Origin of the sequence: Streptomyces apocyni (assembly GCF_009739465.1) — a bacterium.
In the GTDB taxonomy this organism is placed as follows: domain Bacteria; phylum Actinomycetota; class Actinomycetes; order Streptomycetales; family Streptomycetaceae; genus Streptomyces; species Streptomyces apocyni.
Genome location: NZ_WHOM01000076.1, coordinates 113,444 through 127,179, shown reverse-complemented (window position 1 = coordinate 127,179; position 13,736 = coordinate 113,444). Strand labels below are relative to the sequence as shown.

Here is a 13,736-nt window from a genome sequence, read left to right as displayed (position 1 = left end):
GGGTCCGCTTCAGAAGCCGCGGGTCCGCTTCGCCGCGCTCCGGCCCGCCGGGCTCGCCGCCCCGGGCCGTCGCAGGAAGAGGCGGGCCAGCTCCCCGCCCAGGTTGACGCCGATGGCGATGGCCAGGGCCAGCGTGACCGCCTTGGACAGCGAGGACAGACCCTGCGGGATGTCGCTACGGGCGATCTCCAGAAGGCCGAAGTAGAAGGCGCTGCCCGGCAGCAGCGGCCCGATCGCCGCCGTCACGTATGGGAGCGCGGAGGCGAACCGGTAGCGCGACAGCAGCTGCCCGAAGAGCCCGACCAGACCGGCCGCGGCCGCCGTCGCGGCCACCGGCGACATGTGACCCGCGGTGGCCATCGCGCCGAACACGACCCAGGCGACCCCGCCGTTCAGGGTCACCATGAGCACGGTGGAACGTTCCTGCTGGAGCAGTACGGCGAAGGAGAAGCTCAGCGCCATGGCCGCCGCGATCTGGATCAGCGGGCGGCTGGGGCTGTGGATCGCCGTCTCCGGGTTCAGCCCCGCGCCGAGCGCCAGGCCCAGGGAGAGCGCGATCAGGACCCCGCAGACGATGCCGACGATGAGATAGGCGACTTCGAGCAGCCGGGCGGCGGCCGTGAGGTAGTAGCCGGTCAGCCCGTCCTGGACGCCCGCCACCAGGGCCCGCCCCGGGATCAGCGCGAAGAGCCCACCGGTGATCACCGCGGAGGCCTTCACGCCGGGCAGGTCGAGCAGACTGATCGCACAGCCCATCGCGGCCGGAGGCATCGCCGCCACCACGAACTGGTAGAACTCCGGCATCCCGCGCCCCGCGGCCAGCCAGGCCAGCCGGTCGCCGAGCATCGCCCCGAGCGCGGCGGCCACGAACACCACCACACCACCGCCGACCAGTGTGGCCGCCGCCCCGGCCAGCAGTCCCGCGGCCGCGGTGAGCGCCCAGCCGGGGTAGGGGTGGCGGTTCCTCCGTATCTCGGCGAGCCGCCGGTAGGCCTCCTCCAGGGACACCTCGACCTGAGTGGAGCCGATGTCGTCGACCAGGCGGTAGACGGCCGCGAGCCGGGTGTAGTCGGTGCCCCGGCGGCGTACCGTCCTGGTGGCCGTCACCGGGTCCTCCACCAGGGACGGCTGGTACGAGATCGACAGTTCGGTGAAGGTGACGTTCGGCTCGCAGCGGTCGAGCCCGTACGAGCGGGTGACGGCGAACAGCGCCGCCTCCACGTCCTCGGCGCCCTCACCGCCCGCCAGCAGCAGCTCGCCGATACGCAGGGTCAGGTCCAGGACGCGCGGAACGGCGGGGCCCGACTCGTCCTCGTGCCGCTGCGTGGCCTCCGGCGCCGGGCGTTCGGCCGCCGGGGTGCGCAGCATCGTACGCATCTGGTCCTGCCAGGGCGCCCCCCTGATCAGTTTGATCATGGGGACGCCCTCGGCGGGCGTGAAGTGGGCCGGTGGGCGAGCTTCGAAGGAGGGGGGCGGGGTGAAGGCCGAGCTCTCCGCGTCCTCGTGAGCGGGCGGAATCCGCAGGCCCCGCGGAACGGTGAACTCCGACGTCGGATGTTCCTCGGCCTCGACCGGGAGCGCCGTGTCGTAGCCGCCCACCGGAGCGAAGGCGCTGTGTGCCTCGTCCGACTGCGGTTTGCGGTCGTCGTCGTCCGACGCGACGCCACCTACCGAGCCACCCACTGAATCCAACCTCGTCTTTCCGGCCTCTCTCTGCCTCTTAGCTCTCTGTCGCTCCGGGGTTCGGCCTCCGGTAGGCCCAGTATGCGCATGGACACGCGAACGGGCCGGGCGAGCCCCCCTCAGGGAGCTGCCCGGCCCGTCCGCCAGTCAGGTGCGCTAACGCGCCAGGTGCGCTCACACGCCAGGTGCCTCAGTGGCCGCCCTGCGCCTGGAGGCGCTTGTACGAGGCCTCGATCTCGGCCTCGGCCTCGGTGCGGCCGACCCAGTTGGCGCCCTCGACGGACTTGCCGGGCTCCAGGTCCTTGTAGACCTCGAAGAAGTGCTGGATCTCCAGGCGGTCGAACTCGGAGACGTGGTGGATGTCCCGCAGGTGCTCCACGCGCGGGTCCGACGCGGGGACGCACAGCAGCTTGTCGTCGCCGCCCGCCTCGTCCGTCATACGGAACATGCCGATGGCGCGGCACTTGATGAGGCAGCCCGGGAAGGTGGGCTCGTCCAGAATGACCAGCGCGTCCAGCGGGTCGCCGTCCTCGCCGAGGGTGTTCTCGACGAAGCCGTAGTCGGCCGGGTAGCTGGTCGACGTGAACAGGCGGCGGTCCAGGCGGATACGACCGGTCTCGTGGTCCACCTCGTACTTGTTCCGCGAACCCTTCGGAATCTCGATCGTTACGTCGAACTCCACCGGTGGCTCCTCCATGATCAGCACATACAACGAAAACGAATGGGTGCTGCGTCCTCCCGGGGCACGACCACATCAGTGGTGTCGCCACGGGCCCCGAACCCCCAGCCCTTTGGGTGGCCACGGCCACCGGGATGCGATCCCGCGGCAAGACGCAGTGATTAAGTGTCCCTCACGCAAGCTGGTGATCGCGAAAGGGGCTGTCCCGTGGTGCCCGAGCTCAAGGCCCGGCGGTGGCCGAGACGTCTGAAGCTCCCGGAGATTCCGCGGCCCGCGAGGGCGAGGAAACTCCAGACTTGGCAGGTCACAGCGGGTGCGGCCACGGTTGGCCTGGCGCTGGCGGCCGGGCTGGTGACCGCGGCCGGTCCCTGGGACTCAGGCCAGCGTACGGCCGAGCGGGAGTGGGCGGCTTCGCAGAGCCGCGACGGTGGCGCAGATCACGGCCGCGGTACGCCGAAGGGGCCCGGGCCTGGGCCCGCGCTGAGCGCGCCGCCGGTGCTGGCCGCGCTGGGGGCGCGTACCGGCGCTGGTCCCGGACCGGCCGGGGACGCCATCGCGGACGTACTCGATCCGCTCCTGAAGGACCCCTCGCTCGGCGAGCTGCGTACCGCGTCGGTCGTCGACGCGGTGACAGGCGATGAGGTGTACGGGTCCCGGGCGGGCGACGCGGTCACCCCCGCGTCGACCATCAAGATCGCCACGGCGGTCGCGGCGCTCTCCACGCTCGGTGCTGACCACCGCGTCGAGACGCGGGTGGTCGCGGAGCCGGACGGCGGGGAGATCACGCTGGTCGGCGGCGGCGATCCGACGCTCAGCGCACGCGAGGACACCGGAGGCGGGGCGAGCCTGCGGGCGCTGGCCGATGCCACGGCCAAGGCGCTGAAGGATCGTTCCGGCGGACGGGACGGCGGGCAGGGTGGCGACGGCGGCGAGGGCGAGAGCGTGCGGCTCTCGTACGACGACTCGCTGTACTCGGGACCCGTACTGCACCCCATCGGCCCCAACGACAACATCGCCCCGGTCTCCGCCCTGATGGTCGACCAGGGGCGTCTGGACGACTCCACCGCCGGTCCGGCGCCGCGCGTCGCCGACCCCGCTCTGGAGGCGGCCCGCGCCTTCGCCGGGCTGCTGCGCGACCGCGGCGTCCAGGTGCAGGGCGATCCGCACCCCGCGAAGGCGGGCGACGGCGCCACGACCCTCGCGCGGGCCAAGTCGGCCCCGGTGGCCGCCCTGGTCGAACGCATGCTGACCCGCAGCGACAACGACATCGCCGAGGCGCTGGTACGGCAGACCGCGCTCGCCGCCGACGAACCGGCCAGCTTCGACGGTGGCCGCCGGGCCGTCACGGACGCCCTGGCCGCGCTGGAACTTCCGCTGAGCCGCGCCAGGCTCGCCGACGGGAGCGGCCTGGACCGCGCGGACAAGGTCACCTCGCGGCTGCTCACGGCGCTGCTCGCCCGCGCGGCCGACCCCGAGCACCCCGAGCTGCGCCCTGCCCTCACCGGCCTCCCCGTCGCGGGCTTCACCGGAACCCTGCGCGGCCGCTACGACGACCCCGCCACGGCCACCGGCACCGGCCTGATCCGCGCCAAGACCGGCACCCTCACCGGCGTCAACACTCTCGCGGGCACGGTCGTCGACGCCGAGGGCCGCCTCCTCGCGTTCGCCTTCACGGCCTCGGGCACCACGAACCCCAAGGCGGCCCAGACCACCCTCGACCAACTGGCCACCACCGTCGCCAACTGCCCCTGCCACTAGCCAAGGGGCGTGAGGCCGCACACACCCGCCCGCATTCCCCGCACGGGACGCGGGGCCGGGGGCGGGCCGACGGAGGGGCCGTCGCAGGGCTCACCGCAGGGCGGTTGGCCTGGGTGGTCGGGGTGGGGCATGACGAGCATCGGCGGTGCGGAGCTGGTCGACTGGCTGTGTTCTCCCGGGGGACAACCCCCGGACCCCCGGCCGGGGGCGGGCTGGCCGTGGGGCCGTCGTAAGGCTCACCGCTGGGGCGGTCGAGCACGTACGGTTGACGCATGACGAGCATCGGTGGTGCGGAGATGGTCGACTGGAATCTCGCGGTGGCGACCGCGACCCGACTGGTGAGGCCGGGTCCAGAGGTAAGTCGCGACGAGGCGCGGGCCATCGTCGCGGAGCTGCGTCGACATGCCAAGTCCTCGGAGGAACATGTCCGGTCCTTCACCCGGATGGGACCCGATCACGGAGGTGAGGGCGGCCCGCTGCACGACACCCCGGTGCTGGTCGTCGACCGCCCCGGCTGGGTGCGGGCGAACGTCGCCGGGTTCCGGGAGGTACTGAAGCCCCTCCTGGAGAAGATGCAGGACCGCCGCCCCGGCGGCCCCGGCGGCGCCATGCTCGGCGCCGTGGGCGGCAAGGTCACCGGCGTCGAGCTGGGCATGCTGCTGTCGTTCCTGGCCTCCCGGGTGCTGGGCCAGTACGAGACCTTCGCCCCCGCCAGCCGCGACCTCCCCGCCGCGCCGAACGGCGGCGGCCGGCTGCTCCTCGTCGCCCCGAACATCGTGCATGTCGAGCGCGAACTGGAAGTGGACCCGCACGACTTCCGGCTCTGGGTGTGCCTGCACGAGGAGACCCACCGCACGCAGTTCACCGCCGTGCCCTGGCTGCGCGATCACCTTGAGGGCGAGATCCAGTCATTCCTCGGCGAGACCGAGGTCGACCCGATGACCATCCTGGAGCGCTTCCGGGAGGCCGCGTCCACGCTCGCGGGCCAGCGTCCCGAGGGCGATGACGACGACGGCGGCCGGTCCATCGTCGAACTGGTGCAGACGCCCCAGCAGCGGGAGATCCTCAACCGGCTGACCGCGGTGATGTCCCTGCTCGAGGGGCACGCCGACTTCGTCATGGACGGCGTCGGACCGGACGTCGTCCCCTCCGTCGCCGAGATCCGGGAGAAGTTCCAGCAGCGCAGGGCCCGCGGCGCTTCCCGCCTTGACCAGGCGCTCCGTAAGCTCCTCGGCCTGGACGCCAAGCTCCGTCAGTACCGCGACGGCGAACGTTTCGTCCGCGCCGTCGTTGACGAGGTGGGCATGGACGGCTTCAACCGCGTCTGGACGTCGCCCAACACACTCCCCACCAAGGCAGAGATCGCCAAACCGGCGGACTGGGTCGCGAGGGTGCACCGTAAGGCAGAGTCGTGAGCTGTTTGCTGCCGATGGCAGAAGGAAGCCCCGGCAATCACCCGTCCGAGGGACCGTGAGCCATGAGTAGGCGTGCAATGCTCGGGTAGCGGCTCGGCTCTGTCACCATCGACACACTCTGAGTGACCGATCCTCGGTTGCTCCGTGGTCATTTCGTCATTCCTTGGTCGCAGAGTCGAGTCCACCCCCCGAACTTCACGAAGGGAACGGGCAATGGGTCCCCATCCCGCGGTCGCGGCGATACGCCTGGCAGTTCGCCGCGTCCTCCATGACGTACTCACCGATCTAGCCGCACACGATCCCGCATACGAGCACGAGCGAGAGCACGCGCACGGTCACGCGCACGACCGCGTACGTGATTACGCGCACACCGCGTCCCCCTCGGCCTCCGCACCCCCCGCACTCCCCGCACCCCCGGCACCTCCCGTAGCCCCCGCGGCCGGGCCGCCTCGCACGCCGCTCGTGCTCGTAGCCTGCTCCGGCGGCGCCGACTCCATGGCGCTCGCCTCCGCCCTCGCCTTCGAAGCCCCCAAGCTGGGCATCCGGGCCGGTGGCATCACCGTCGACCACGGCCTGCAGCCCGGCTCCGACCTGCGCGCCGCCGAAGTCGTCGCGCGCCTCACCGCCCTGGGCCTCGACCCCATCGACTCCGTAGCGGTCTCGGTCGGCCGCGACGGCGGACCGGAAGCGGCCGCCCGCGACGCCCGGTACGCCGCCCTTGACGCCGCCGCCGAGCACCACGGCGCCGCCGCCGTCCTGCTCGGCCACACCCGCGACGACCAAGCGGAAACCGTCCTGCTCGGCCTGGCCCGTGGCTCCGGTATCCGCTCCCTGTCCGGCATGGCCGCCGTCTCCGGACGCCCCGGCGCCACCAGCCGCTACCGCCGCCCCTTCCTCCAGCTCGACCGGCAGACCGCCCGCAAGGCCTGCATGGTCCAGTCGCTGCCCGTCTGGGACGACCCGCACAACGCCGACCCCGCCTACACCCGCTCCCGCCTGCGCCACGAAGGCCTCCCCGCACTGGAGAAAGCTCTCGGCAAGGGCGTCGTCGAGGCCCTCGCCCGTACGGCCCAGCTGTCCCGCGATGACGCTGACGCCCTGGACGCCTGGGCCGCCCAGGCCGAGACCTCCGTACGCGACGAAAACGGCCAGCTGCGCTGCGCCGAGCTCTACGCCCTGCCACCCGCCGTACGCCGCCGGGTGCTGCGCCGCGCGGCCATCGAGGCGGGTTCACCGGCCGGTTCGCTCTTCGCCCGGCACATCGAGGAAGTCGACCGGTTGATCACCGCCTGGCGCGGCCAGCGGGCCATCAACCTCCCCGGTCGCGTTGAGGCGCGCCGCCAGGGTGGCAGACTGGTCATTCGGCAAGGCTGACCGGCGAACCGAAAGTGATGTGCGGGTGGACGCGAAAGACATGGGAACCGACCTGAAGTCGGTACTCATCACCAAGGAAGAGATCGACGCGAAGCTGGCCGAGCTGGCATCGAAGATCGACGCGGAGTACGAGGGCAAGGACCTCCTCATCGTCGGCGTCCTCAAGGGCGCCGTGATGGTGATGGCGGACCTGGCGCGTGCCCTGTCCACCCCCGTCACGATGGACTGGATGGCCGTCTCCTCGTACGGCGCGGGCACCCAGTCCTCCGGCGTGGTGCGCATCCTCAAGGACCTCGACACTGACATCAAGGGCAAGCACGTCCTGATCGTCGAGGACATCATCGACTCCGGGCTGACCCTGTCCTGGCTGCTCTCCAACCTCGGCTCCCGCGAGCCCGAGTCGCTGAAGGTCTGCACCCTGCTGCGTAAGCCGGAGGCGGCCAAGGTGGCCATCGACGTGGAGTGGGTCGGCTTCGACATCCCCAACGAGTTCGTCGTCGGCTACGGCCTGGACTTCGCCGAGAAGTACCGGAACCTCCCGTTCGTCGGCACCCTCGCCCCGCACGTCTACGGCGGCTGACCCGGCCCCAGCGCGTTGCCCGCCCCGGCCGGGAACCCTTCTCGGGTTCCCGCCGTTGGAGCAGGGGAAGACGGGTTTGCCCGCCGTCCCCTGCGGCTTCGGGTGACAATGCTGAGGTACCGTCCGAAGAGCAGTCTTCAGATCAGTCTTTTCAGTCTTTATCAAACTCACTATGGCAGGAGGGACGGGGCGACACCGCTCCGTATGGATGGACGTGAAGCGATACTTCCGTGGGCCGGTCATGTGGATCGTGCTGGCCGTCCTCGCCGTGGTCGTGTTGATGCAGGTCGTCGGTTCTTCCGGCGGCCACAAGACAGTGGACACCGGCAAGGTCGTACAGGCGATCGACGACAAGCAGGTGGAGAGCGCCAAGCTCACGACCGGCGATGAGCAAAAGATCAAGGTCGAGCTGAAGGACGGCGCGGACAAGGACAAATACGGCGGCAGTGCCAAGATCCAGGCCAGCTACATCGGCGACCAGGGCACCCAGCTCGCCAACAAGCTCCAGGAGCACTACGAGAACGGCGACATCGAGAAGAGCTACACGGTCTCGCCCGAGAAGCAGAACATGTTCGTCACGTTCCTGCTCTCACTCCTGCCCTTCATCCTGATCATCGTTGTCTTCCTCTTCCTGATGAACCAGATGCAGGGCGGCGGCTCCCGCGTCATGCAGTTCGGGAAGTCCAAGGCCAAGCTGATCACGAAGGACACCCCCAAGACGACCTTCTCGGACGTCGCGGGCTCCGACGAGGCCGTCGAGGAGCTCCACGAGATCAAGGAGTTCCTCCAGGAACCGGCGAAGTTCCAGGCCGTCGGCGCCAAGATCCCCAAGGGCGTGCTGCTGTACGGCCCGCCCGGCACCGGTAAGACGCTGCTCGCGCGTGCTGTCGCGGGCGAGGCCGGGGTGCCGTTCTACTCCATCTCGGGTTCCGACTTCGTCGAGATGTTCGTCGGTGTGGGTGCCTCGCGTGTCCGCGACCTCTTCGAGCAGGCCAAGGCGAACGCCCCGGCGATCGTCTTCGTCGACGAGATCGACGCCGTCGGCCGCCACCGCGGCGCCGGCATGGGCGGCGGCCACGACGAGCGCGAGCAGACGCTCAACCAGCTGCTCGTCGAGATGGACGGCTTCGACGTGAAGGGCGGCGTCATCCTGATCGCCGCCACCAACCGGCCCGACATCCTGGACCCGGCGCTGCTGCGCCCCGGACGTTTCGACCGGCAGATCGCCGTCGACCGCCCGGACATGCAGGGCCGTCTGGAGATCCTCAAGGTTCACCAGAAGGGCAAGCCGGTCGCCCCGGACGTCGACCTCTCCGCCGTCGCCCGGCGTACGCCGGGCATGACGGGTGCCGACCTGCAGAACGTCCTGAACGAGGCGGCGCTGCTCACCGCCCGCAGTGACAAGAAGCTGGTCGACAACCACTTCCTGGACGAGGCGATCGACCGCGTCATCGCGGGCCCGCAGAAGCGGACCCGGGTCATGTCGGACAAGGAGAAGAAGATCACCGCGTACCACGAGGGCGGTCACGCCCTGGTCGCGGCGGCTTCACCGAACTCCGACCCGGTGCACAAGATCACGATCCTGTCCCGCGGCCGTGCCCTGGGTTACACCATGGTGCTGCCCGAGGAGGACAAGTACTCCACCACGCGTAACGAGATGCTGGACCAGCTCGCGTACATGCTGGGCGGCCGCGCGGCCGAGGAGCTCGTCTTCCACGACCCGACCACGGGTGCGGCGAACGACATCGAGAAGGCCACCGCCACGGCCCGAGCCATGGTCACGCAGTACGGCATGACCGAGCGGCTCGGCGCGATCAAGTTCGGCGGCGACAACACCGAGCCGTTCCTGGGCCGTGACATGACCCACCAGCGTGACTACTCGGAAGAGGTCGCCGCGCTGGTCGACGAAGAGGTCAAGAAGCTCATCGAGACCGCGCATAACGAGGCCTGGGAAATCCTGGTCGAGAACCGCGACGTCCTGGACAACCTGGTTCTCGAACTCCTGGAGAGGGAAACGCTCGGCAAGGAGGAGATCGCCGAGATCTTCGCCCCGATCGTGAAGCGTCCGGCCCGCCCGGCGTGGACGGGCTCCTCGCGGCGTACGCCGTCGACGCGCCCGCCGGTGCTCTCTCCCAAGGAGCTGTCGCTCACCAACGGCTCCACGCCGCCCGCGGTGGCGGCGGGCTCCACGCTGGACCTCGGCAAGGCCGCGGTGGACATCACCCAGGCCCCCGAGCCAGCCCCGGAGGACCGGCCGGAGAGCTGACCGACCCCGCCTGTGAGGCTGCCCCGGCAGCCTCACAGGGCCCGGAATGAAAGCCGCACCCCCCAGGTTCTAGCCTTGGGGGGTGCGGCTTTTCCATGAGCCCGCACGCAAGACGCACAGGAACGAGGCAGAGATGACCGACCCGGTGACGCTGGACGGCGAGGGCTCGATCGGCGAGTTCGACGAGAAGCGGGCCGAGAACGCCGTACGGGAGCTGCTCATCGCGGTCGGTGAGGACCCGGACCGCGAAGGGCTGCGGGAAACCCCCGGGCGGGTGGCGCGGGCTTACCGGGAGCTGCTGGCCGGACTGTGGCAGCAGCCTGAGGACGTCCTGACGACGACGTTCGACCTGGGCCACGACGAGATGGTCCTGGTCAAGGACATCGAGATCGTCAGCTTCTGCGAACACCATCTGCTGCCGTTCCACGGCGTGGCGCACGTCGGCTACATCCCCGCGGACAGCGGCAAGATCACCGGGCTGTCGAAGCTGGCCCGGCTCGTCGAGGTCTACGCCCGGCGGCCGCAGGTGCAGGAACGACTCACCACGCAGATCGCCGACTCGCTGATGCGGATTCTTGAGGCGCGTGGCGTGATCGTGGTCGTCGAGGCCGAGCACATGTGCATGTCGGTACGCGGGATCCGCAAGCCGGGCGCGAGGACCGTGACCTCGGCGGTGCGTGGGCAGCTCAGGGACGCGGCGACCCGCGCCGAGGCGATGAGCCTGATACTGGCCAAGTAGCCGTAGCCGTAGCCGTAGCCGTAGCCGTAGCCGTAGCCGCTGAGCAGCCGTGTAGCGGGCGTCCGGCGCCCGCCTACGCGGGCGCCGCGCCCTCTGCCGTGTCGTCGTCCTCCGGCAGCTTGCAGACCCGCTCCAGGTAGAGCGCGGCCGCGACGACCGCCACGCCCGCCAGCACCGAGAAGCCCGCGTAGACCGCCTGGTCCTGGCGGGCGGGCACATCGAGGCGGCCGAGCAGGAAGACGCCCACGCCGCCGTACACACCGGCGACCAGTGAGGCGACCAGCGCGCTGGCCTGCCCGAAGACCACGGCGCGAGCGGCCATCAGCGGCTCCACGCCCTTCGCGCCGGGGCGCCGCTCCCGCTGGGCGCGCAGCCTGTTCCGGAGGGAGAGCGCGGTCGCCAGCAGTACGGCCGCGATCGCCCCCAGCACGATCGGCGCCGCCGACGGCACGCTCGGCAGTGTGCCGAACGACTCCCACAACCCGGCCCCGCCCCAGGACAGCACTCCGGCCACCAGGAACAGGCCGATCAGCGTCCTGATGCGCAACTGCTTCACGGTGGCCCTTTCGCTTTGGTCTGTTGACGGGCTGACGGTCTGTCAGCTGACGGTTTGTCGGCGAACGGCTCTCGGCTCACCGTTAACGACTAGTCCGGCAGTCGGAGTTCCAGGTCGTCGCGCCGGGACACGCCCTCGCGGGTGGCCTCCGCCAGCAGCTGGGCCACCGATCCATGGCCCGGCACCTGGGCCTCCGGGTCCACGTCGAGCCAGGGGGCGAGGACGAAGGCACGCTGATGGGCGCGCGGGTGGGGGAGGGTGAGCTCCGGGTCGTCGGAGATGACGTCCTGGTACGCCACGATGTCGACGTCGATGGTGCGGGCCGCCCAGCGCTCGCCGCGGACGCGGTGGAACGCCTCCTCGACCGCGTGTGCGCGCTCGAGGAGGGAGGAGGGGGGCAGGGTGGTCTTGATGATGACGATGGCGTTGAAGTACGACGGCTGGCTGCCGGGCGTGACGCCCCAGGCCTCGGTCTCGTACACCGGCGAGACGGCCTTGACCCGCAGCCCCGGGGTGTCCTCCAGCGCGTCGACGGCGCCTTGCAGGGTCTCCAGGCGGTTGCCCAGGTTCGCGCCCAGTGAGATCACCGCGCGTTTGGGGTTGCTGAGGGTGGTGTCGGCGGCGTCCACCTGCTGAACCACGGAGGCGGGCACCGGCTGCACGGTGGGGTCGCTGGGAGAGTTCATACTCGGCTCCGGGTGATGGTGATGGTCACGTCGTCGAAGGGCACGGTGATCGGAGCGTCCGGCTTGTGCACGATCACCTCGACTTCCAGCACCCCTTCATGCTTGAGGCACCGCTGGGCGATGCGCTCAGCCAGCGTCTCGATGAGGTTGACGGGCTCGCCCTCGACGACCGCCACGACCTCCTCGGCCACCTCGCCGTAGTGCACGGTCTTCGCCAGGTCGTCGTCGGCCGCGGCCGCCGTGGTGTCCAAGCCGAGCACCAGGTCCACGATGAAGGTCTGGCCTTCCTCGCGCTCCCGGGGGAACACACCGTGGTGCCCACGGGCCTTCAGGCCGCGCAGCGCGACACGATCCACGCGAATCACTCCTGCAATCGTTGGTTGGGCAGCCCCTCGCCGAGTGCGGTCGCCGCGCGGGCCTGAGGGCGAATCTACCTGCGCGCACCGACAGCGCTCGCCCACGGGGGCTATGGACAGCCGGGGCCATGGCTGGTAGCGGCCTATACCCCGTGATCGGCGATCCCAATCCCGTACGGTCCCCGCCCCACTCAGGCGGGTGACTCGCCGCCTCCGCCGCCTCCGCCGCCTTCGCCGTCTTCCTCCTCGTCGGAGTCGGAGAGGACCGGCGAGGAGTGGTGGGCCCACATCTTCCAGCCGTCGGGTGTGCGGTGGAACACGTTGGTGGCGACGAACTGCTGGCCGACCAGCGGGCCGAGCTCGCTGCCCTCCTCGGTGGGGCCGCCGAGCAGGATGTTCTCGGTGCAGGTCACGATGGCGGTGTCACCGTACGCGCGGACCCGCAGATCGGTCAGGAAGTACTGGATGTACTCGATCTGCGCCATCAGCGCGGCGTACGACCTGAGAACCTCGCCGCGCCCGGTGAGCACCTGCCAGCCGGGGTGCACACAGGACACGTCCGACCAGGCGTCGGGATCGCCCGAACCGTCGTCGAGCCACAGAGCGGCCAGTTCGTCGTAGTCGCCGCGCTCCATCGCCTCGTAGAAGGCTGTGTTCGCCTGGGTGACGGCTTCGGTCTGCGACGACGTCACTGGGCTCCCTCGGCACCGGGAGTGGCGACGCCCTCGATGGTGGTGGCGCCTTCGATGGCGCGGGCGACGCGTACCGCGTCCGCGGTGGCGCGTACCTCGTGGACCCGTACCGCCCAGGCGCCCTGGTGCGCGGCGATCGCGGAGACCGCGGCGGTGGCGGCGTCCCGCTCCCTGGCGGGCGGCGGGGCTCCCTCGGGCCCGGCGAGTACGCGGCCGAGGAAGCGCTTACGGGAGGCGGCGACCAGGATCGGGCGGCCGAGCGCGCGCAGGTCCGCCAGGTGGGCCATCAGCGCCAGGTCGTGCTCGGCCTGCTTGGCGAAGCCCAGACCCGGGTCGATCACCAGGTGCTCGGGGGCGATCCCCCCGGCGACGACGGCCTCCACGCGCGCGTGGAGCTCGGCGACGACCTCGCTGACCACGTTCTCGTACACCGCCTTGCTGTTCATGTCCGCGCTGAAGCCGCGCCAGTGCATGACCACGAAGGGGGCGCCAGCGGCGGCGACGGTCGGCACCATGGCGGGGTCGGCGAGGCCACCGCTGACGTCGTTGACCAGCCTGGCCCCCGCCTTGAGCGCCTGCTCGGCGACCTTGGCCCGCATGGTGTCCACGGAGACGGTGACGCCCTCGGAGACCAGGTCCCGCACCACCGGCACGACCCGGCGCAGCTCCTCCGCCTCGTCGACGCGGCTGGCGCCGGGGCGGGTGGACTCGCCGCCGACATCGACCAGGTCGGCGCCCTCGGTGACCAGGTCCAGGCCGTGTTTGACGGCGGTCGTGGTGTCGAACCAGCGCCCGCCGTCGGAGAAGGAGTCCGGCGTGACATTGACGACGCCCATGACCGCGCAGCGGTCGAACGTAGGCAGGCCTTCGACCGACCCTCGGCCATACAACGTACTCATGCCTCCAGCCTAGGCCCGGACGGAGTAGCTGCCGCGCCCCAGGGGCCCGCAGG

The 13,736-nt window shown here is 70.7% G+C and carries 13 protein-coding genes; 6 read left to right on the top strand and 7 right to left on the bottom strand.

Features of this window, described 5'->3' with window-relative positions:
* Positions 1–9: 9 nt before the first annotated feature.
* Entirely contained in the window at positions 10–1,692 is a 1,683-nt protein-coding gene (locus tag GCN81_RS28075) for a threonine/serine exporter family protein (RefSeq protein WP_156727385.1), read from the bottom strand.
* Positions 1,693–1,873: 181 nt separating this feature from the next.
* Positions 1,874–2,365, bottom strand: coding sequence for an inorganic diphosphatase (locus GCN81_RS28070; RefSeq protein WP_156727384.1), 492 nt, complete (start codon positions 2,363–2,365; stop codon positions 1,874–1,876).
* Positions 2,366–2,569: 204 nt separating this feature from the next.
* On the opposite strand from GCN81_RS28070, the gene dacB reads away from it, so the two are divergent.
* The 6 genes from dacB (at position 2,570) to folE (ending at position 10,494) form a co-directional block, all read left to right on the top strand.
* Entirely contained in the window at positions 2,570–4,120 is a 1,551-nt protein-coding gene (gene dacB, locus GCN81_RS28065) for a D-alanyl-D-alanine carboxypeptidase/D-alanyl-D-alanine endopeptidase (protein ID WP_407698028.1), read from the top strand.
* 272 nt (positions 4,121–4,392) lie between these two features.
* Positions 4,393–5,535 carry a zinc-dependent metalloprotease gene (locus GCN81_RS28060; protein ID WP_156727383.1) on the top strand — a complete coding sequence of 381 codons (1,143 nt, stop codon included), beginning with the start codon at positions 4,393–4,395 and terminating at the stop codon, positions 5,533–5,535.
* Between the two features lie 213 nt (positions 5,536–5,748).
* Complete coding sequence (gene tilS / locus GCN81_RS28055; RefSeq protein ID WP_156727382.1) at positions 5,749–6,909, top strand: tRNA lysidine(34) synthetase TilS; 1,161 nt, start codon at positions 5,749–5,751, stop codon at positions 6,907–6,909.
* 40 nt (positions 6,910–6,949) lie between these two features.
* On the top strand, positions 6,950–7,489 hold the full coding sequence (gene hpt, locus GCN81_RS28050; RefSeq protein ID WP_156727381.1) for a hypoxanthine phosphoribosyltransferase: 540 nt from the start codon (positions 6,950–6,952) through the stop codon (positions 7,487–7,489).
* A gap of 208 nt (positions 7,490–7,697) precedes the next feature.
* A complete protein-coding gene (gene ftsH / locus GCN81_RS28045) occupies positions 7,698–9,755 on the top strand; it encodes an ATP-dependent zinc metalloprotease FtsH (RefSeq protein WP_156727380.1) in 2,058 nt (685 codons plus the stop codon).
* 133 nt (positions 9,756–9,888) lie between these two features.
* Positions 9,889–10,494: a GTP cyclohydrolase I FolE gene (gene folE, locus GCN81_RS28040; RefSeq protein ID WP_156727379.1), complete on the top strand. Its 606-nt coding sequence runs from the start codon at positions 9,889–9,891 to the stop codon at positions 10,492–10,494.
* A gap of 73 nt (positions 10,495–10,567) precedes the next feature.
* On the opposite strand, the gene GCN81_RS28035 is transcribed toward folE, so the two are convergent.
* The 5 genes from GCN81_RS28035 to folP all read right to left on the bottom strand — a co-directional run bounded on the left by GCN81_RS28035 (position 10,568) and on the right by folP (position 13,683).
* The gene (locus GCN81_RS28035; RefSeq protein WP_156727378.1) at positions 10,568–11,050 is read right to left on the bottom strand and encodes a DUF3180 domain-containing protein; all 483 of its coding nucleotides are present in this window, start codon (positions 11,048–11,050) and stop codon (positions 10,568–10,570) included.
* Between the two features lie 89 nt (positions 11,051–11,139).
* Positions 11,140–11,736 carry a 2-amino-4-hydroxy-6-hydroxymethyldihydropteridine diphosphokinase gene (folK, locus tag GCN81_RS28030; protein WP_156727377.1) on the bottom strand — a complete coding sequence of 199 codons (597 nt, stop codon included), beginning with the start codon at positions 11,734–11,736 and terminating at the stop codon, positions 11,140–11,142.
* Positions 11,733–12,092: a dihydroneopterin aldolase gene (folB, locus tag GCN81_RS28025; protein ID WP_156727376.1), complete on the bottom strand. Its 360-nt coding sequence runs from the start codon at positions 12,090–12,092 to the stop codon at positions 11,733–11,735. Before folB ends, folK begins: the two co-directional genes overlap by 4 nt.
* A 191-nt stretch (positions 12,093–12,283) precedes the next feature.
* Positions 12,284–12,784 carry a nuclear transport factor 2 family protein gene (locus tag GCN81_RS28020; RefSeq protein ID WP_156727375.1) on the bottom strand — a complete coding sequence of 167 codons (501 nt, stop codon included), beginning with the start codon at positions 12,782–12,784 and terminating at the stop codon, positions 12,284–12,286.
* The gene (folP, locus tag GCN81_RS28015) at positions 12,781–13,683 is read right to left on the bottom strand and encodes a dihydropteroate synthase (protein WP_156727374.1); all 903 of its coding nucleotides are present in this window, start codon (positions 13,681–13,683) and stop codon (positions 12,781–12,783) included. The genes GCN81_RS28020 and folP overlap by 4 nt, the downstream gene beginning before the upstream one ends.
* Between the last annotated feature and the right edge of the window lie 53 nt (positions 13,684–13,736).